Origin of the sequence: Bradyrhizobium macuxiense (assembly GCF_007993935.1) — a bacterium.
GTDB lineage: Bacteria > Pseudomonadota > Alphaproteobacteria > Rhizobiales > Xanthobacteraceae > Bradyrhizobium > Bradyrhizobium macuxiense_A.
In genome coordinates this window covers 158643-176499 of sequence record NZ_VITY01000018.1, presented here as the reverse complement: position 1 = coordinate 176499, position 17857 = coordinate 158643, and the positions used below count along the sequence as shown (strand labels likewise).

At 59.5% G+C, this 17857-nt stretch carries 21 protein-coding genes; 7 read left to right on the top strand and 14 right to left on the bottom strand.

The window, feature by feature from the left end; genetic code table 11:
* The 3 genes from FBZ93_RS35595 to FBZ93_RS35585 all read left to right on the top strand — a co-directional run.
* Positions 1-795: calcium-binding protein (locus FBZ93_RS35595; protein ID WP_208764104.1), on the top strand; the 795-nt coding region annotated here is incomplete at its 5' end.
* A 229-nt stretch (positions 796-1024) separates the two neighbouring features.
* Positions 1025-1231 carry a hypothetical protein gene (locus tag FBZ93_RS35590; RefSeq protein ID WP_208764103.1) on the top strand — a complete coding sequence of 69 codons (207 nt, stop codon included), beginning with the start codon at positions 1025-1027 and terminating at the stop codon, positions 1229-1231.
* Positions 1232-1565: 334 nt separating this feature from the next.
* The gene (locus FBZ93_RS35585) at positions 1566-1766 is read left to right on the top strand and encodes a hypothetical protein (protein ID WP_146992066.1); all 201 of its coding nucleotides are present in this window, start codon (positions 1566-1568) and stop codon (positions 1764-1766) included.
* Between the two features lies 1 nt (position 1767).
* Here the strand turns inward: FBZ93_RS35585 and FBZ93_RS40905 are convergent, their stop codons facing one another.
* The 3 genes from FBZ93_RS40905 to FBZ93_RS35575 all read right to left on the bottom strand — a co-directional run bounded on the left by FBZ93_RS40905 (position 1768) and on the right by FBZ93_RS35575 (position 2989).
* Positions 1768-1932 (bottom strand): hypothetical protein, encoded by a 165-nt coding sequence (locus tag FBZ93_RS40905; protein WP_162136653.1) that lies wholly within the window; start codon positions 1930-1932, stop codon positions 1768-1770.
* A 102-nt stretch (positions 1933-2034) separates the two neighbouring features.
* Positions 2035-2625, bottom strand: coding sequence for a DUF6538 domain-containing protein (locus tag FBZ93_RS41525; protein WP_246667784.1), 591 nt, complete (start codon positions 2623-2625; stop codon positions 2035-2037).
* Positions 2626-2806: 181 nt separating this feature from the next.
* Complete coding sequence (locus FBZ93_RS35575) at positions 2807-2989, bottom strand: helix-turn-helix domain-containing protein (RefSeq protein WP_208764102.1); 183 nt, start codon at positions 2987-2989, stop codon at positions 2807-2809.
* 618 nt (positions 2990-3607) lie between these two features.
* Between FBZ93_RS35575 and FBZ93_RS35570 the strand changes: the two genes are divergently transcribed.
* Positions 3608-4162, top strand: a complete 555-nt coding sequence (locus FBZ93_RS35570; protein ID WP_146992064.1) for a hypothetical protein — start codon at positions 3608-3610, stop codon at positions 4160-4162.
* Between the two features lie 99 nt (positions 4163-4261).
* Here the strand turns inward: FBZ93_RS35570 and FBZ93_RS41885 are convergent, their stop codons facing one another.
* Positions 4262-4507 carry a helix-turn-helix domain-containing protein gene (locus tag FBZ93_RS41885; RefSeq protein ID WP_146992063.1) on the bottom strand — a complete coding sequence of 82 codons (246 nt, stop codon included), beginning with the start codon at positions 4505-4507 and terminating at the stop codon, positions 4262-4264.
* Between the two features lie 75 nt (positions 4508-4582).
* On the opposite strand from FBZ93_RS41885, the gene FBZ93_RS35560 reads away from it, so the two are divergent.
* From FBZ93_RS35560 to FBZ93_RS35545, 3 genes are all read left to right on the top strand, one after another.
* Positions 4583-5392: a YqaJ viral recombinase family protein gene (locus FBZ93_RS35560; RefSeq protein WP_146992062.1), complete on the top strand. Its 810-nt coding sequence runs from the start codon at positions 4583-4585 to the stop codon at positions 5390-5392.
* A gap of 10 nt (positions 5393-5402) precedes the next feature.
* Entirely contained in the window at positions 5403-6515 is a 1113-nt protein-coding gene (locus tag FBZ93_RS35555; protein ID WP_146992061.1) for an ERF family protein, read from the top strand.
* Positions 6516-7355: 840 nt separating this feature from the next.
* Positions 7356-8150: a sterol desaturase family protein gene (locus FBZ93_RS35545; RefSeq protein WP_246667783.1), complete on the top strand. Its 795-nt coding sequence runs from the start codon at positions 7356-7358 to the stop codon at positions 8148-8150.
* 305 nt (positions 8151-8455) lie between these two features.
* Here FBZ93_RS35545 and FBZ93_RS35540 read toward each other — a convergent pair whose 3' ends face one another.
* From FBZ93_RS35540 to FBZ93_RS35495, 10 genes are all read right to left on the bottom strand, one after another.
* Positions 8456-8872: a tetratricopeptide repeat protein gene (locus FBZ93_RS35540; protein ID WP_167529362.1), complete on the bottom strand. Its 417-nt coding sequence runs from the start codon at positions 8870-8872 to the stop codon at positions 8456-8458.
* Between the two features lie 258 nt (positions 8873-9130).
* A complete protein-coding gene (locus FBZ93_RS35535) occupies positions 9131-9529 on the bottom strand; it encodes a hypothetical protein (RefSeq protein WP_146992058.1) in 399 nt (132 codons plus the stop codon).
* A gap of 12 nt (positions 9530-9541) precedes the next feature.
* Positions 9542-11248 carry a type II and III secretion system protein family protein gene (locus FBZ93_RS35530; RefSeq protein ID WP_146992057.1) on the bottom strand — a complete coding sequence of 569 codons (1707 nt, stop codon included), beginning with the start codon at positions 11246-11248 and terminating at the stop codon, positions 9542-9544.
* Positions 11249-11658: 410 nt separating this feature from the next.
* Complete coding sequence (locus tag FBZ93_RS35525; RefSeq protein WP_349643277.1) at positions 11659-12129, bottom strand: TadE/TadG family type IV pilus assembly protein; 471 nt, start codon at positions 12127-12129, stop codon at positions 11659-11661.
* Positions 12072-13451: a pilus assembly protein TadG-related protein gene (locus FBZ93_RS35520; RefSeq protein ID WP_146992056.1), complete on the bottom strand. Its 1380-nt coding sequence runs from the start codon at positions 13449-13451 to the stop codon at positions 12072-12074. The genes FBZ93_RS35525 and FBZ93_RS35520 overlap by 58 nt, the downstream gene beginning before the upstream one ends.
* A gap of 9 nt (positions 13452-13460) precedes the next feature.
* Positions 13461-13847, bottom strand: a complete 387-nt coding sequence (locus FBZ93_RS35515; RefSeq protein WP_146992055.1) for a hypothetical protein — start codon at positions 13845-13847, stop codon at positions 13461-13463.
* 81 nt (positions 13848-13928) lie between these two features.
* Positions 13929-14480: a methyltransferase family protein gene (locus FBZ93_RS35510; protein WP_246667782.1), complete on the bottom strand. Its 552-nt coding sequence runs from the start codon at positions 14478-14480 to the stop codon at positions 13929-13931.
* Between the two features lie 105 nt (positions 14481-14585).
* Positions 14586-15494, bottom strand: coding sequence for a type II secretion system F family protein (locus tag FBZ93_RS35505; protein WP_146992053.1), 909 nt, complete (start codon positions 15492-15494; stop codon positions 14586-14588).
* A complete protein-coding gene (locus FBZ93_RS35500) occupies positions 15491-16417 on the bottom strand; it encodes a type II secretion system F family protein (RefSeq protein WP_146992052.1) in 927 nt (308 codons plus the stop codon). Before FBZ93_RS35500 ends, FBZ93_RS35505 begins: the two co-directional genes overlap by 4 nt.
* Positions 16417-17820 (bottom strand): ATPase, T2SS/T4P/T4SS family, encoded by a 1404-nt coding sequence (locus tag FBZ93_RS35495; protein ID WP_433995469.1) that lies wholly within the window; start codon positions 17818-17820, stop codon positions 16417-16419. The genes FBZ93_RS35500 and FBZ93_RS35495 overlap by 1 nt, the downstream gene beginning before the upstream one ends.
* Positions 17821-17857 lie beyond the last annotated feature (37 nt).

Genomic DNA, 17857 nt, shown 5'->3' with positions numbered 1-17857 from the left:
TTTACGCCGAGCGGGTTGACGGATGGGTCGCATACCATCGTCGCCAGCGAGACTGATACGGCCGGCAACACCGGCACCGCATCGCTGACCTTCACTTTAGATACAGTTGCCCCGGTGATCACGAGCGAGATAAGTACGGGAGGCAGTGGCAAGCTCACTCTCTCCGGAACTTCGATCCCAAGTGGCGCAGTCTCGGTCTATGATGGAGCCACGTTGATCGGGACGACAAACACCACCAGCACTGGGGCCTGGAGTTTCAGCACGGCCAAATTGAGCGACACCGTGCACACGTTCAGTGCGACCGACGTTGCCGGAAACACGTCCAATCTTGCTATCTTTGGCAGTTCCGCAGGCGACATATTGAATGGCGGACCAGGCAATGACTTGATCATCGGAAACGGCGGCGCCGACACAATCAAGGGCGGCGCCGGCGCCGATCAGCTTACGGGCGGGGCTGGAAATGACATCTTCGTTTATGCCGCCACGTCGGATTCGACTGTGGCTAGCCACGATACGATTACCGACTTCACTCACAACGCGGACAAATTCGACTTCTCGGCCATCGCCGGTCTGAATAGTCTCAATCAGAATGTGTCCATCAACATCATCAACGGGAGCGCTCCAGTTAATCTTGCAGCTCACACAATCGACGTGGTCATCAGCGGCGGAAATGCCGTCATGTACGCCAATGCGAGTGGTGCAAGTGAGTCAATCAGCGCTGGCGGAGAAGACATGCAGATCAACCTCTTGGGAATCTCATCACTCACCGTGAATGATTTCATTTTGCACCACTGAGCTGCTGAACGCGCGTCGTTAGCGCGAAGTGTAGTTCACGCTGACGATGGTCCACTGAATCGTTGAAAAGGAACACCATGCCCGAAGGACGTCATGAAAAGACCTCGCCGCAGCTTAAGACGACTTTGGCGATCGTCCCGAGCTAAAGGAGACGTTTGCCGGTGCTCTTGATGGCAAGATCCCGAGGCAACATCGCCGCGAATTCGGTGCCAATGGATTCTCCAACAGAGTGGCCGTGAACGACTGGTCGTCGAAACGACAACCGATGCGCAATATTGCTGTTCCTCCGGATTTCTGGGCAGCCGTGCCCATCTGGGCGATGGCCTCCGGCAGAATGAACGCGGTCGACAAAATGGCGGCAAGAAAACGACGGCGAATATGGTCGAAGATCGTCTGCGCCGAGCTTGAGGTACGCGAACTGCGTTTCGTGAGGTAACGGAGGATCGTTATCTTCGCGAGGAATGTTGTCAAAAAATGCTCATGTGCCTTGGCTCCTATCAGGAGGCATCTAACCATGTGCAATCGAAACCAACCTGTTGAAATGACATTCGACATAGCGGAGTTATTTGGCGTTCGCGTGGTTGACGATTAAGCGAGTCATCTGAGGCAGCTTCCGCATCAAGGCAGCGCAGCGCCGCAGCCTAGCCTTGCGGCGTGTGGAACGGCGTGACCGGGACGATGAGAAGCCCCCGTCGCAGGCTTAACCATACGCAACTCGAAGCTACGCATTGAAACGGCAGCCGCTATAATGGGGCTTATTTGGTGATCGCATGCTCGACGATCAATTTAACAAGCAGCGGACCACTTTGGTCCGCGACCTCGCCAGCCGCGCCGACCCGTTTATCAAGCGGCGCCTGCTCGATCTGGCCTCGCGTTACGAGAAAGGGCCGCCCAACACCAAGCCGCTGCCGATCCTGTCGCTGAACGACCAGCGCACTTCAGACCGGTCGGATAGCAGCGACGCCGACTAGGTCATTTGGAGCTGTCGTGTTCGGTCTTAGGCTCGGAGCGTTCACACCTGCCGTCGCGCGCCTGCTCAGCAAACGCGATAACGGCTTCGCGGACTTGCGGATCCTTGATTTCCGAGAAGGCCCGTAACAGCCTCAACGCCTGCAACTGCTCTTGTGTGGCTTTCATCATCCCTCCGAACCAAAGTATACGACGGAGAGCGCGCGCCGGATCACGAAAGTGCGGCGCGCTTCGACTTATCCTTAAATCCGGGCACCGTAGTTCAACGGGCTAGGCAGTTTCAGTACTGCGGACGCCTGCGGAGTACAGCAACCGCGAAGTAGCCCTGGCGATCCGTCGCGCCTCTTCGCGCGAGAGGAAGTTGTTTGCGTATTGGTGTTTGCCGCGGTGCAGGTCGTGACGGTGCCCGCTCCCCGCAGACGAAGAAGCCATTGAGCGTCCTTCATCCGAAATCCGTCCTCGTGCTCTTCCATCACCCAGGGCACCGTCCGGGGATTTCGAACAGGAAAGTGACTTACATTGTGAGTCCGCGTCAATGTCGATCGAGGCCAAGCTTTGGAATTTTGCAAAGCTCTCGAAAGAGCGCCTCCACCGGAATTCACCGTAGGAATCTGCAGCCAACTCGTGCGCCTCGCGCTCGGTCAGCGACTTCGGGCCAGTGCGCAAGTTCGCCCATCGCGCCTCGAGCTCGGCCAGTGCCTTGGCGTGGCGCACCTTCGCCTCAGCGGGATCTCGGGTTTGAAGGCTGAGCTTCTCCTCGCGCTTACCAACGAGCTTGCGCAGGTCGTCCGGTACGACTTTGCGGAGCTGATAGATCCCCGTTTTCGGGTGCTTCCAAGGACGTGACATTGCGAGCGGCATTGTACCACCTGTTTGTACCAACGGAGTAGCGTCAAGCCGTTGAAATTGCTGAATTGCTTTGGATATCAGGCCCTTAGGAGAGCCATGGTGCCCAGGGCGGGTTCAGACTCGCGAACGACTGCTCAACGCGCGCAACACCGGCAAAGCGCAGAACGCGGCGCCGACCTTTGAGCAGGAACGCCTAAGCGCCATCGTCAAGGAGCATGTGGGCTTTGACTTTGAGACCACGAGCAATCCGGGCAATGTTGTCGATCGAGACATTTCGCTCAGATCGTTCAACGCCACTGAGATAAGTACGGTTGATCCCGCACTCGTGCGCCAATGTCTCCTGGCTGAGGCCCTGAGCAGCCCGAAGCCGGCGCATGTTTCTCGCCAACACGTCCCGAAGCGGCCCCTTGTGAGTCCTTTTCACACAGAGATTTCGAGCAACTTACCGCTTTTAAGACTACCGCTTTTAAGTTACATTCGTTCCGCGCGCAGGAGCGATCGATGGACAGGTTAGACGGTCATGCATCTAGGAGTTTGATGACCATGCATTCGGCTTTTGCCGCAGTTGGCCTGATCGTTCTCGCGATGTCATTCCCTGCCCACGCACAGCAGAGTCCGTCCACCGCAGTTGACCAATTGCTGCAATGGACAATCGAGGACGTTGCTCGGCAAAGGACTAGGGCCAGAGAGCAGGACGAAGAGGAACATGTGCGGCGGAAGCTCCCGGACCTCTCGCAGTACGGTGTTCCTTTTAGAACGCCCACACGTCCCGCCGACAGAAGCTCCCGCGCGCTACACTGCACAACGATCGACATGGGCGGTGGCGATAGCGTCACAGATTGTTTCTAGGAGCTAGCGCGGCGTCGTGGCCTCGACGGACGATCAGTTCGTTAGTTGCCGATCGTGCGGCACGAAAAACAAGGTGCCCGCTTATTCCATTAGGCGGCTACCCTGGTGCGGGAATTGCGGTGCGGCACTTCCAGAGTCGCCCCTGATGAGGATCACTCGACGCCTGTACAGCATCCGATATTTGATAGCCATCACCGCCAGCGCCACGCTGCTTCTGATCTGGCAACCAACAATTCTGCCGATCAGTTCCTCGAGGATGACGAGCGCAACAACTTCGGGGCCATCACCGAGCTCCAGAGATGCTTGCAATGGTCGTACGCAACCTTATGAGGGGCTTTACGCACGGTATTTCAATTACCCAGACGCAACTACTTTGACCCTCAAAACCGCGCACGGATCCAATTATTTTGTAAAGATCAACGATGCTACGAGCGGCAGACCAGTTCTCGCGCTTTATCTCTATGGCGGATCAACGGTCGAAACTCAGGTACCGCGCGGAGCATTCACTCTAAAATACGCCACCGGCGAAACTTGGTGCGGCGAGAGCGAACTGTTCGGCTTGTCAACCGTAACCTGGAAAGCAGACCGCGTCTTTCGGTTCGACTATGAACACGAATATACGGTCGAGCTAATCGCTCAAAGAAATGGAAATCTTGCGACCAAAAGGATTAGCCGAGACTCTTTCAACGCCAACAATTGAATGGGCATTCGTCGTCATCGGTAGTCGGCCTCGCCGGCAACGCACCTTGTCGTTGTTCTCCTCAGGTGCCGTCAGGCATCGTCGGTCAAGTTGTTGCTTCTACGGCTTTCGCTTCTTGAGGCGCACACCCGCCCCGCCGCCATTTTCAGGGATGAATTCGACCCCGGCGTTCTCGAGGGCTTCTTGCATTTTCCGAACCGCCTCTTCCGACACGGCCCTTCGCTGCCGTTCGAAATCAACGATCGTTGATAGGCCGAGACCGGCGATCGACGCCAACTGAGGCTGAGTTATACCCAGGAGCGCTCTTCCTCCACGGCACTGAGCAGGGGAAATAAATTCCAACATTTTATGTTGATTACTCCGGCGCGATCCTGTATCAACATTTTATGTTGAAGTTCTTTTCCGCACCCGGAGAATGCAATGATTCCCCACCAAAGGCCTCAAATTAGTTTTGGACCGGATCGCCGTGGTTTCGTAGGAGGGTCCGACGCCCGCATAATTATGGGTGACGATGAAGCCGCCCTGCTGCGTCTCTGGCGTGAGAAGCGCGGCGAAGCCGAACCGGCGGATCTTTCAGCCAACTTGATCGTACAACTCGGCACCGCAACCGAACAGCTCAACCGGCATTGGTACGAGAAGAATACCGGACGTGCCATAACTCAAGTGCAGCGGCGGATCTTTCATCCGGTCAAACGTTGGATGGCGGCAACTCTCGACGGCATGGTGGAGAGCACCGGCGCGGTTTTTGAGGCAAAGTTCATGCTGCCATGGTCGTTCTCGGAGGAGAGCGCAGCGGAAAAGCACATGGCGCAATTGCAGCACAACATGTTGGTCACGGCGTCACGAACTTCGGCGCTATCGATCATAACCGGCGGCGGCAAGTGGGTTGAGATGACCATTCCCGCCGATCCCCTATACCAGCACCTGTTGCTGACTGCGGAAAAGAAGTTCTGGCGCTGTGTTGAGACCGGCGAGTTGCCTCACCGGTTCGACATTGAGCCCCCGCGGCCTCGGATTGAAGCAGTTCGATCGGTCGATATGAATGCCTCTAACGCCTGGGCTGAGTTTGCCGGGATTTTTCACCGCACGCGCTCGGCTTATCTCGAGCACGACGCCGCAAAATCCGAGTTGAAGAAGTTGGTCCCAGATGACGCCAAGGAAGCGAGTGGTCATGGACTGAAGGCCACGCGATCGAAATCCGGTTCAATTACCTTTCATGTTGTGAACTAAGGGGTCGGTCATGCAACAGTCCAGCGAAACGATCGGCGCAATTGCCAGCGCACTAGCCAAGGCTCAGCTGGAGCTTTCCAATCCAGAGAAGGCACTTACTGCGACTATCCCTGCAGTCTTTCCGCGCGAAGAGGCTCGCAGCTTCAAGTACGCCTCATTGGCAACTGCATTAGATTTGGTCCGCAAGTGCCTCGGGAGCCACGAGATAGCAACTGTTCAAACGACCGGTATCGACCAAACGACCGGCCTTGTTCGTTTGACGACGCTCCTGGCGCATTCGTCCGGAGAATGGATGTCTTCGGAGTGGCCGGTGTGTGCCGTCAGTGACATCAATGCTCCGCACCGGATGGGAGGTGCCCTTACTTATGCACGGCGCTACGCTCTCTTTGCTCTTGTGGGGATCGCGGGCGAAGACGACTTAGATGCGCCGGCCCCCACAACGGATCCGCCGCCCGAGCTTCGAGTTGGCAATCGGCCCGACGTCGTCAAAGGAAACAAAGGCGCTACGCAGCGGCCCCCACTACTCAGCCTGGATCAATCAGCCCAACTAAGGGGGCAGATGTTGGCAGAGCTCGATTGCTTAACGAGTGAGAACAAACTCCTCGCCTGGGCTCAAGTCGGACTACCTAAGAAGAACAGCCTCTTGGTGGCAGATGCCCGCATCATTGAAGCTGCCTACCTTGAGAAGTTGGCGGCCTTGCCGCAGGCGCTTCCTGACAAAAGCGATAGCTTGAAACCGGCTGCGTCCGTCGCGGACATCCCAAGCGACGCGACGGCTAAGCTTGCATTTCCCAAAGAGCCCGTGCGCAAACGCAGCAAGGCCCACCTGCTGTTTGTCCGCGAACAGCCTTGCCTCGTTTGCCAGCAAAGTCCGTGCGATGCCCACCATTTGAAGTTCGCCCAACCCAAGGCTCTCGGCCGCAAGGCCAGCGACGAGTACACCGTTCCGTTGTGCCGCGCCCATCACCATGAGTTGCATCGACACGGAAACGAAAGAGCCTGGTGGGCGAATCTGACGATCGAGCCATTACGATTGGCGCATGACTTGTGGATAGCTAGTCCGATCCACAGCCCCCTGTCCCCCGCTCCCTCGCGCCTAGGCTCGGAGGCTTCGCCACAATGAACGGCCCTTCCAAACCGCGGACTGACCGCAACAATCGTGCCGGTCGAGTTTGAAGGTTCGGCGCCATCTCCCCTCCCCTGTTGCTCCCCGTGGACGCCTTGACCACTAATACATGCTACGCTAGGCGATCTTCGGCGATTTGGCGCCGCGGCCTGCCATCGAATAGCTGCTCGCGATCGAAGTCACCGAACTCTGCTAGGTAATCCAGCGCTACTGCCTTTTTACGCCATCGCTTGCTAGTGCCCCATCAAAAAAGGCGATTGAGGACGCCTAGCGCCGGATCGATATCGCGAGCATCGCGCCTGAGTTCGTAGACGAGGCCGAGCACCACACACGCCAAAACGCACTAACTCGGTCCTTCTGACGCGACGGAAATCGAGGCGCATCTTGCGTCGTACGGTTTCGATCAGCGTTCCATCAACATGGACACTTACGTCCAGGCCCGCGCGGTTTCCGTCTTGTTCGAGGGCCTGCTCAATGCCGCACAGACAAGACGACTGTTGCTCATCAGGGATGATCAAGAGACATCGGCTCTAAGATTGAACTACGCTCCGACGCAATTTTTCGGAGAAACCTGAACCCATCCCAAGAAGACCAGGCGAAGAGCGCTCCGACCGCTCGCGGGCCAAGTTGTACAAATCAGTTCGAAGCTCACCTAGCGGACTATAACGGACAGCATACCGGTCCTAACGGCCACAATTGTACACCCGTAAAATCACGGCTTGCGCCCGCCCGAAAGCTAAGAAAAAATGAGGCATTTCAACCTCAGGGGGACAAATGCTCCCGTCATTTCTTACCGATAGTGCGGTTGGGCGCACGGCTGGCTACGCGGCCTTATACTTGGGAATTTACTATTGCACTCGCCTTTTGGAGAAAAGGTGGCCCATTGCAGATATTCCCCGCTCCGAGTTTCGTGATGATTGGCTGGCAGTCATTGTGAGCGTCGGGCTGGAAAATATGCTGGCTCCGGTGGCTGCAATATGCGCTGCCACGATTGTGGCCCATACCGGGTTTGGGTGGATCGAGTTACCGACCGAAGGTTATTGGTGGTACGCCTCCCTCGCATTCGTCGTGGTTGCGGTGGATCTCTACAAATACGCATTCCATCGACTGCAACACGCGATTCCGATCCTTTGGTCGATGCATTCGTTTCATCACAGCGCGAATGCCGTCACATTCATCACCGGCGGCCGACACTATTGGCTCGAGCGGGTGCTGTCTGACGCCTTTCTCCCAATCATCGTCATCTTGTTTCGGGTCCCGGCGGACATGGCACTAGCCGTGGGTGTTGTCATCTTCATCCCCGATACGTGTTCTCACCTAAACGTCCGCATGCCGTTCGGTCGGTTTGCGACATGGATCAACAACCCGCAATGGCACCGAATCCATCACTCGGCGCGGCTGGAGCATCGAGACAAGAACTTCGCCGCCGTTTTTCCGTTCTGGGACATTCTGTTCGGCACGGCGTGGGTGCCGCGAGCGGATGAGTATCCTGCTACGGGGCTTGTGCCCGCTGAGCGAGTGGACATCATCAATAGTGTGATCTGGCCAATCCGGCATCTCCGGCATCGCCCGGCTCAGAACGAATTAGCTGAGCCATCCCGGATGCCCGACGCCAAGCGCAGTTCTAACTAAGCGAGATCATCGAGCTGTTCTGGACCAGGTTCAGATAACGAATAAAGCGCTGCAATTGGCTGTGTTGCCGGAATCGTCGGTCGCGTCTCGCTCATTTCGGCCTTCTCGCGATCGCCGCCGCCGCCCTACCGGAAACCATCGCTCACAGCTTTGAGGCTGCGCCGCAACACGGGCTCAAGCTCCGGGGCGCCGACACTGTTTGCCGATAGATCGGCTTGCCGTTTGTCAGGCTCGTCACGACGGCCTTCCCGTCGCAGAGGGCATGATTAGAACGAAACCGCCGTTCCAGCGAGACGCCACCTCTGCTACGGCTGATTGTTCGGCGGCCGCTCGATGAACTTCCGGCTGCCGTTGAGAAGCTCGAGGTTGTTGGCGATGACCGGATTGCCCGGATCGAGCGCATACGCCTTCTCGAACTTGCGCCGCGCGCCATTCAAGTTACCGCGCAGCATGAGCGAATAGCCCTGGTCGTTGAGGATCTGGACGGTCTCGCCGCCGATCCGGATCGCCTGCGCATAGGCCTGATCGGCAAGATCGAAACGGCGGATCTTGTCATAGCTCGCCGCAAGCCCGACCCAGGCGGTCACGTCCTTCGGCGATTTCTCGACCGCGTCCTTGAAATAGCGCTGCGCTATACCGTAATTGCCGCGGTTGTAGTGCTCGAGGCCCATCCGCACCGGCTCATCGGAGGGATAGTATTTGACGTCGGTGGGCTCTTGCACGGGGTCGCCGCCCGGTGGATCCACGGGCGAGACGATCGCCGCCTCGCGCGTGGTGTAGTCACAGGCTCCAAGACCGGTCGCCAGGCAGCAACAGATCAACGCCGATACGAGGCGATGCAATCCTCGCCCCGTTCCCCAAGTCCAGCGCATCTCTTGCCCCATTCGAAATATCATCGCGAAACTACCTACGAAAGACAGACGGCACGACCGAAACACTGAGGCTCGTGCCAGAAGCGGGCCAGGCCCTTCAGCTACCTGCTACCTGACGCCCCCTACCCCGACGGCCACCGACCCTCCGGTCCCCGCTCCCAATCCAGTTGTGTTGACATCCTGAATGGTGTGCACGGGCGGCGGCTGGCCCATCGCCTTGGTCGGATCGCCCATGTCGGGAAGCTGATCCACCGGCCGGGCCGTGGTGCCGTAGCGTTTCACAGCCTCACCCGTCCGCCGCGCGTCGTAGGCGATCCGGCGGTCGCCGACATAGGCCGGCCACGGGTGGATCGTATGCGTGACCGCGTTGACGTCCTTGGCATTGCCGGCACTCATCGTGATGGTGTCGGAACGCTGCACGTAGCGGTCCATCTCGTCATGCCCGTAAACGCCGTAGCAGCCGCCGAGCAGGAAGGGGGCGAGCAGTGCCAGATATCGGATGGTCATCTCCCGCCTCCTCTAGTTCAGCGTCTTCACGACCGGCTGGTCGACAACCACCGCCGGCGGCGGAGCGCGCACGACCGCATCGGGCGCGATGATGTGGCCGTAGGGCCCCTTCACGTCGCCGCCGGAATTGACATAGTCGTTGTAGCGTTTGCGGACTTCCATCTGGCCGTTGAGGAAGAAATCGACGTCATTGGCCGGCAGGCGGGAGTCGAGCGGCGATGCCAGTTGCTGGCCGGGTGCGGCCGGAGCAACGAGGCGCGGCGTCACGATGATGACGAGGTCGGTTTCCTGCTGCTGGTACGACTTACTGCTGAACAGGGATCCAAGCACCGGCACCGAGCCGATCCAGGGCAGTTGCGAGACGTCCTGCTGGTTGCGGGTTTGCAGCAGGCCGGCGATGGCAAAGCTCTGGCCGTCGCGCAACTCGACCGTGGTGCGCGCGTCGCGCCGGGTCAGCGCCGGGATCGTGGTGCCGGCGATGGTCACCGCGTTGGAGAAATCGAGTTCGCTGACCGAGGGCTCGACGCGGAGGTTGATCACCCCGCGCGAAAGCACAGTCGGCACGAAAGCCAGCTCGACGCCGAACTTCTTGTAGTCGATGGTTACGGTCGGCAGTGAGCCCGCGACCTGCGTCGAGGCGACGGGCACCGGGAATTCGCCGCCGGCCAGAAAGCGCGCGGCATCACCCGACAGCGTGGTCAAATTCGGCTCCGCCAGCCGGCGGGCCAGTCCCTTGGTTTCCAGTGCGGTAATCAGCAGGTCCACGGAGCTGCCGTTGCTGGTCCTCAAGATACTGGTCAGCAGGCTTCCGAACGGAGGCGCTGCCACGCCGCCGGCGGTGGTGGCGAGCGTTCCGAGCGTTCCGAGCACGGGAAGGCTCCCGGTCGGAAAAGCACCGACGTTATTGGTACTCGTCGTGGTCGTGTCGGTGACTGATGGATTGGTCCCAGTAACAGTCACGTTTCGATTGCTGTTTATTGAATTCCCGCCGATCGCCACGCGCCCCGCGTTCGTAACTCCGCCAAGCCCTGAGTTCCCGACGTTGGTGCCATTGGCGTTCGCGGCATACAGGTTCACGCCGAGGTCGCGTCCCGCTGCCCGATTGACCTCGAGGAAGCGCACCTCGAGCATCACCTGCTGCGGCGCAGCAACGCTCATGGCGTTGACCACGATGCCGCCCTGCGGCACGCTGCCCTGGGCAATCGTCATCGCGCGCTCTGCGGAGACCGCATCGGCGGCCACTCCGCTCAGCACCACCTGGCCTTCGGACGCGGACACCTTGATGCCGCGGGTACCGGTACCATTCTGGATGTTCTGCTGCAGGTTGCCGATATCCAGTGTCACCTCGACATCCAGGATGCCGATCTGCTTCATCCCGCTGTCGAACAGGATGACGTTGGTGGTGCCGGTTTTCTTGCCCTGGACATAGATCAGATGGTCGCTAAGCGACTTGACGTCGGCGATATCAGGCGAACCAGCCACGATCGTCGAAAATGCCGTGTCGACCCTGAAGGTACGTGACTTGTTGACCGTCACCCTGACGCGCTGGACGTCGCTCATCTCGCTGACGAAGACGCCGGAGGAGGCGGATGGCGCACGCCGGTCCGCGGCAGCTGCGGGATCGATGCAGTGAAACAGGGCAATTGCAGCGCCAAACGCCATCGCGCTCAAGGCAACCAGCCCAAGTCCCGCATCAACTGAAACGCGACTTCCCATCATGCCATCCCCTTCGCCGCGTCTCCGCGACGACCCCCGTAAATCTACGACCTCGGCCCGATCACTCCCGTTCGTGCATCACGCCGTAGAGCTTACAGTTTGTCCGACTACAAATAGTTACTTGCGAATTCTCATTCCCCGGCACGCGGAGCGAAAGCAAAACGAGCTCGCTCTGGTTGCCCCACGCCAGGCCGCTAACGGCGGCCCGGAGATCATCCCCCGCCACGCACCCCGATTGCAAGGAAAGAGCCCTTCGGCACCGCGGTGACCCCTGAGAAAACTCGGCGATGTTGCCAGTGCGCACCACTTCCGTAGCCCGCCTGGGCTATTTGCGGCCTGCCCGACGGCAAGAGGACAGCGCGCTGGCTGCCGGCCCCGGACAGCCGGCGAACCCAGCCAACGAATCGACGCCCTCAAAACGGAATCTTGGTCGTCACGCTCGGCGCGTTAAGCTTGGCGCCCCAGATCGGCATCAGCATGGTGAAATTCGGTGAAGACGCCGTCACGACGATCGGGCTGCTCGCCGTCGCTGGGACGCTTAGTGTCGGCGTCAGACCGCCGGCATAGAGAAATGGAGCGACCATCTGTTTCGCCGAAGTCGACAGCGGATCGCCGCTGCAGCTGGACGGAGAATTCTTCTGGATCACTGCGTTCGAATAGCAGTTGATCATAATGGAACGGGCGCCAGCATTCGCGAGCGCCTGCAACGACTGCAAGGTGAGCGCATAACGTCCGAGATCGAAGATCGCGAAGATCAACGTGAAGAGCGGCACCGCGATCAGGCAAAACTCCAACGCCGCGACGCCGCGCTGATCGAGCCTCCTCATCACTGCACCAACTGGACGTACTGCGGCGGGCTCTTCACCTGCACTTGGCTCGGGCAACCAGAGCTGTCGAGCGTAGCATTGCCATTGAACGCGACCGACGCGGCGATCAACTGGCCGCAGCTTGTTCCATTGCCCATGTTGATGGTCGGATTACCCTGAAATGTCACGGCCGCGTTTGGCGCGTAAATGGTTCCTGTGAGATTGATGTTGGTATTACCGCCAAATTGCACAGGCGCCGCTGAAGCGTCGTACATGGACATGTACTGGAATAAGCTGGCAGAAGACTGAAGTGCCGCAGGAAGCGACGAAGGGGCAGTCGATGGCCCCGCAATGTTGATGACCGCGTTCCCCTGGTTGTTGATTGTCGCCCCTGGCAGCAGAATGAAGGTCGCCGTACCGGAAATCGTGGGGGTTCCTGTGATCTTCAAAGTACCTGAGATGAAGTATACGCAGAAGGATGTCGTGGGAGTGCAGGTAGAGGCTGCTCCGTTCAGAGATATGGCACCATTGGACGTGATGTGGAGGTTATCATTCGTGCATGGGGTGGAAGCCGTGTAAGCGACAAGCCCCAATCCTGTGCAGACTGGGAGGCCGCACTTGGTCGGGAGGGCCGGACTGGATCCACACAACGTGGTCAGGGCGCCATCGAGGGCGGCGTAGGGATTTTGAACCGGCAGCTGATAAAGGAAAGCCTTATTGCACCAAGTTGTAGTCCCCGTGCAACCGCCCGCAGCAGACAATGGGCCGGTGAGAGTCATGCCGCCGCCCGTGAAGTCTAAAGCGCTGTTGGTCGTACTGTCCGAAAACATGCCGCAATTCTGCGCATTGATGTTGGGGCTCCCTTGGAAACTCAGAGAGCCTGACAAGGCAAGAACGCACGGTGGATTTGCCGCCAACCTGTTAACTTTGGCGACGGCGATCGCGCCGATCGTGACGGTGGAAAGGCCGAGCACCTTCGCTAGATAGGCCGGCTGCGTCTGGCTGACAGTGGCTTTGACGTAGCTCCCGGCCGTCCCGCCATACGTCGTGAGAGAAGCGATCTGGACGTTCTGCGAGATGCCGCTCGGTAGGCTCGTCGAACATTTCGAGCCTGGATAGGACGTATCGCCGGAATTGCAAAACGTGTTCTGCGCGGCAAATTGCTTGCCGCTATAGTCGACCGTAGTCGCCGACGCGGTGCATGTGGCCCCGGAATCGATGCAGGCCTTCTGCAACCCGCCCGAATAGGCGGCCGCATCGGCAGCGTTCTGCGCGCGCTGCTGGGTGACGTACCAGGAGCCGGCCTCGCCGCCGAGCGCGAGCACGCCGATCAGCGGGATCAGCGCGACCACGGTCGCGAATGCGGCCGATCCTCTGCGGCAACGGAGCAGGTTACGCATGGGACCCTCCTATTGAAACCGTTCGGTATAAGGCAGCGTGAATGCGCAGGAATTGCTGTTGCCGCTGGTGCACAGCACCGATTTCAGCACCATCGGGTTCAAGGTAACGGTTGTGCTGTACGAATAGTACATTGGCGACACGGTGTTTCCGCCCGCGCACGCGGCAGTGCCGCAAATCACCTGAAAGCCTTGAATTGGGTAGCGGCTATCAGCCTTGGCGATTGCTGCCGATGCCCAGCTCGAGGTGCTCGTCACATCGGGCGGCGGTGAGTACTGGATGGACTGCCCGAACGCACGCAACGCGTCCCACGCTGATGCATATTGGTAGCCGGCGACAGCAAGATCGGCGAGCGGAACAAGAAGCGTCAAGATAAGGAAAGAGAAGACGAACAGCATCTCGAACGCGACGGCGCCGCGCTTATCCCGGATCAGGGAACGTTTGCATCTCACAGGGTTTTGCCGGCTGTGCATAGCCACTCACCAGACATAGGGGATCAGTCTCCAGCGCGACGCCTCGTAACTGGAATATTCGGGAAGCGTACGTCGAAGCACGTCTTCCTCGTAATGAATTCGCCAAACCTGTATGCCGACGTGCAGGACAAGCAACGCGACCGTCATCCAGCTTAGATGCTGCAGCACGACGCCCAGGAACACGATCTCTTCCGACAGATAGAGCGGATGCTTGATCCAGCGGTACGGTCCGCTCTGCACCACCGAACGCGCTTGCGGCACCAGGCTGAACGACCGCCCCAGATGCCGCACGGTGACCAGCATCATGATCAACCCGGCCAGCACAAAAAACGTCGACGCCAGATTCGGTAACGTCGCCTCGGTCTTGGGAAAAAACGTGATGGTCCACGGCCAATACGAGCCGACGAATGCCGCCACCCTCGGCAACACCCCCCCCGCCTGCGCCTTTGCAGGCGCCCGGGTCAGCACCATCAGTGCAAGCAACAGATAAAACACCACAACAAGCGAGCTCGAGAGCAGCGACGGCAAAGGCTCGTGAGCCGTCACGAGCTTGCTCATCACGATAAGTCCCAAAAGAAGGAACCAAGCGCTGCCCAGGAATCGGGTCAATCGATCGTAAGCCAGGCTCGTTGTCGGCGGGGTCATTGCATTAGCACTCATGGCTTACTTACCGATGCTGGAGAATGTACGCACGAGATGAAGGAACGGGCTCGCGCCCAGAATAACGAACATTGCGGGGAGCAAGAACAACACCATGGGGACGGTAAGCTTGGCGCCCAATTTGTGCGCCCGCTCTTCCAGCTTGGTGATGCGCTCCCGGCGCAAATCGACGGCGATGCTGCGCAGAGCCTGACTGAGCGGTGTGCCGTACTGCAGGCTTTGACTGACCATGGTGCCAAAGCGACGGAGCCCCTCCGACGTGGACGCAAGCTTTTCGAATGCTTCAGCGCGGGTCGGCAGGACTCGGAGATCATCGAGAAGGCCGCGCAGCGCCTGCGCAATCGCAGGATTGGTCTCCCGCATTTCAGCCCCCACGCGTTCGAGCGCGCTCTCCAGGCCCATGCCGGCTTCACTGCAAACGACGAGCAGGTCGATCATATCGGGCGTGCCCAACCGAATAGCTGCGTCGAACCGCCGCTTCAGCACCAGCAAGATCAGGCGCGGGATCATGATTCCGAACGCCAGACCGAGCAACGTGAAGATCATCACGTCATTGAACGGCCTTCCGAGAAGCTGGGCGATGGAAAACGCCGCGATCGGGAATGCAAACGAGCTGACCGTCTTAAAGCCGATCCAGATCGGCAGCATGCGATAATGATTGAAGCCCGCCGCCTGCAGCACCAAGCGCAGCTGATCGAGGTTCTCCTGGGCATAGAAGCGCCGGTAGCGCGAACCGACCGACGAGAGCCAGCCGATCAGGTCCTTCGACGAGCTTGATCGGTCGGGAATGCCCAGCACCGCGTTGGAGACACGGGTGTCCAGGGCACGGAGATGGATTTCGCGAATGATCAGCAAGAAGGTCGCCGTTGCGACTGCGACGGCAAGGGTGGCAAAGCCGAGAACACCCGTCATAGCGAAGTTTCCCTTCGGACCATCCAGCGGATCACGAAATGCCCCATCAGAACCGAACACACCACGTAAGCGAGCAGCACGCGACCTTGTGGGTCATAAAGAAGCATATCGATCGACTCCGGATTGATCAGGTACAGCAGCCCGCCGACGACGACCGGCGCGAAGGTGAGCGCGCGCGAGGAAAAGATCACCTCTCCTGCCAGCGCTTTCGCTCGAGCTGCAAGAGCAACTCGCTGACTCACAGTCTCAGCAAGCGTCTGCAGTGTCTCCGCAAGGCTGCCGCCGGTTTTCAGTTGAACCGCGAGCGTAACCGCAAACATCGCGTATTCCGGGACTCGCGTGCGCTGATAGACGGCTTCCACCGCCTCCTCCGGTGACCTTCCGAAGTTCAGCTCGCTGCAAACGACGGCAAACTGCGCGGCGGTCGGTTCCGGCATTTCGCGCGCGATCGTGCGGAATGCCTCGTTGACGGGCAGGCCGGATCGAACTGTGCTCGTCACCAACTGAATCGTGTCGGGCAGCTGACGGAAAAGCTGATTAGCGAAACGGCGCCGCTGCCATGCGAACAGGCCGCGGACGACCATGAAGGCCATAACTCCGGCTACGATTGATACATAGAGGCCAGGAAACTTCAGCACAGTATTGGCATAGAGAATTCCCACCGCCGCCATCCCCGCAGCAAGCAGCACATAGGGCGGCCGCACCAGGTAAACGACATCAGGGCTGTAATTGAAGAGGCCGTGGATCAAATCCCAGCGCGAGATCCTAGCCGCTCGACGGATAGAAGGCGGAGCCAAAGCATCAGATGTCGGCAACGCGATCTCGAGCTGGCGATCCATTCGCCGCTGCCGGCGGTCGAGCCACAGCGTATTGACCGTCGCGCACAGCAGAAGCACCAGGACGATCATCAAAGCTGTCGACATCAGATCTGCCTCATCGCCTCGGCCCAAGCCTTATCAAGCCCGTAATAGACGAGGCGGCTCTTGAATTTCGGGACCGCGTTGGTCGACCTGTACGTGCCCGATATCCGCCCGTGAATGTCCTCGTCCTTGTACTCGAACAGCGCAATGTCGTTGGTGGTGATCACTTCGCCTTCGAGGCCGATCACCTCGCTGACCTGGACGATGCGCCGTTGACCGTCGCGCATGCGCTCGACCTGCACGATGATGTCCAGCGCGGCGACGATCTGGGAGCGAATGGCGCGCGACGGCAGATTGACCTGCCCCATCTGCACCATGTTTTCCACGCGGGTCAGGGCATCGCGCGTGCTGTTGGCATGCACCGTGGAGATCGAGCCGTCATGACCGGTGTTCATCGCCTGCAGCATGTCGAATGCCTCGGCGCCGCGGACTTCGCCCACCACGATGCGGTCCGGCCGCATACGCAACGCGTTCCACAACAGATCGCGCTGATTGACCTGTCCCGTGCCTTCGAGGCTCGGCGGCCGCGTCTCCAGGCTGATCACATGCGGCTGCTGCAGCTGGAGCTCGGCCGCGTCCTCGATCGTGACGATGCGCTCGCTGTGGTCGATGAACTGGCTCAAGGCGTTCAGGAGGGTCGTCTTGCCCGAACCGGTGCCGCCGGAGACCAGAACGTTGAGCCGGCAGCGGGATGCGATCTCCAGCAACTGCCCGATGGCTGAATTCATAGTTCCGTTTTCGATCATCCCGGCGATATTGTAGCGCCGGCTCGGAAACTTTCGGATCGAGATACAGGGACTGTGGATTGCCAGCGGCGGCAGGATGATGTTGACGCGGCTGCCGTCAGGCAGACGACAGTCCACCATCGGGCTGGACTCGTCGACGCGGCGGCCGACCTGCGAGGCGATCTTCTGCGCGACGGAGGCGATGTGGTCATTGTCGCGAAACCGGACCGCGACCCGCTCCAGCTTGCCGGCCCGCTCGACATAGACGTTGCTCGGCCCGTTGATCATGATGTCGTTGATCGTCTCGTCCAGCAGCAGCGGACGAAGCGGCCCGTAGCCGGTCATGTCGTCGGCGATTTCCTCCGCCAGGAAGAGTTGCTCGCGGCCCGACAGCTCGAGCCGCTCCTGGTTGGCGATGCCGTGGATGATTTCCTCGATCTGCCGGCGGAGGACGTCGCGGGACACGGTCGTGGCCACCGACGGCTCGATCTGCTCGATGACCCGCTCGCGCAGCGACGCCGGCATCACCGGGTGTTGCGAAGGCCCGTCGTGCTTCGGCGCGGACGCAAACAGGCTGCCGGTCGCCACCGGCGCCACGCTGGGCTCCGCCGCCGGCAAAGGTGGCGGGACCGGCTGCACGCTTGCTGCCGGGGGCGGCGCGACAAGCACCGCACCGGGCATCCGCACCGGCATTTCGTCTGCGCGCCTGCCGAACTTT

What these genes read in the sequence shown, in the direction of transcription:
- FBZ93_RS35585 (WP_146992066.1), top strand. Translation starts at nt 1,566, where the DNA reads ATGCTCGACGATCAATTTAACAAGCAGCGGACCACTTTGGTCCGCGAC.
- FBZ93_RS40905 (WP_162136653.1), bottom strand. Translation starts at nt 1,932, where the DNA reads ATGAAAGCCACACAAGAGCAGTTGCAGGCGTTGAGGCTGTTACGGGCC.
- FBZ93_RS41525 (WP_246667784.1), bottom strand. Translation starts at nt 2,625, where the DNA reads ATGCCGCTCGCAATGTCACGTCCTTGGAAGCACCCGAAAACGGGGATC.
- FBZ93_RS35575 (WP_208764102.1), bottom strand. Translation starts at nt 2,989, where the DNA reads ATGCGCCGGCTTCGGGCTGCTCAGGGCCTCAGCCAGGAGACATTGGCG.
- FBZ93_RS35570 (WP_146992064.1), top strand. Translation starts at nt 3,608, where the DNA reads ATGAGGATCACTCGACGCCTGTACAGCATCCGATATTTGATAGCCATC.
- FBZ93_RS41885 (WP_146992063.1), bottom strand. Translation starts at nt 4,507, where the DNA reads ATGTTGGAATTTATTTCCCCTGCTCAGTGCCGTGGAGGAAGAGCGCTC.
- FBZ93_RS35560 (WP_146992062.1), top strand. Translation starts at nt 4,583, where the DNA reads ATGATTCCCCACCAAAGGCCTCAAATTAGTTTTGGACCGGATCGCCGT.
- FBZ93_RS35555 (WP_146992061.1), top strand. Translation starts at nt 5,403, where the DNA reads ATGCAACAGTCCAGCGAAACGATCGGCGCAATTGCCAGCGCACTAGCC.
- FBZ93_RS35535 (WP_146992058.1), bottom strand. Translation starts at nt 9,529, where the DNA reads ATGACCATCCGATATCTGGCACTGCTCGCCCCCTTCCTGCTCGGCGGC.
- FBZ93_RS35530 (WP_146992057.1), bottom strand. Translation starts at nt 11,248, where the DNA reads ATGATGGGAAGTCGCGTTTCAGTTGATGCGGGACTTGGGCTGGTTGCC.
- FBZ93_RS35520 (WP_146992056.1), bottom strand. Translation starts at nt 13,451, where the DNA reads ATGCGTAACCTGCTCCGTTGCCGCAGAGGATCGGCCGCATTCGCGACC.
- FBZ93_RS35515 (WP_146992055.1), bottom strand. Translation starts at nt 13,847, where the DNA reads ATGCTGTTCGTCTTCTCTTTCCTTATCTTGACGCTTCTTGTTCCGCTC.
- FBZ93_RS35510 (WP_246667782.1), bottom strand. Translation starts at nt 14,480, where the DNA reads ATGAGCAAGCTCGTGACGGCTCACGAGCCTTTGCCGTCGCTGCTCTCG.
- FBZ93_RS35505 (WP_146992053.1), bottom strand. Translation starts at nt 15,494, where the DNA reads ATGACGGGTGTTCTCGGCTTTGCCACCCTTGCCGTCGCAGTCGCAACG.
- FBZ93_RS35500 (WP_146992052.1), bottom strand. Translation starts at nt 16,417, where the DNA reads ATGTCGACAGCTTTGATGATCGTCCTGGTGCTTCTGCTGTGCGCGACG.
- FBZ93_RS35495 (WP_433995469.1), bottom strand. Translation starts at nt 17,820, where the DNA reads ATGCCCGGTGCGGTGCTTGTCGCGCCGCCCCCGGCAGCAAGCGTGCAG.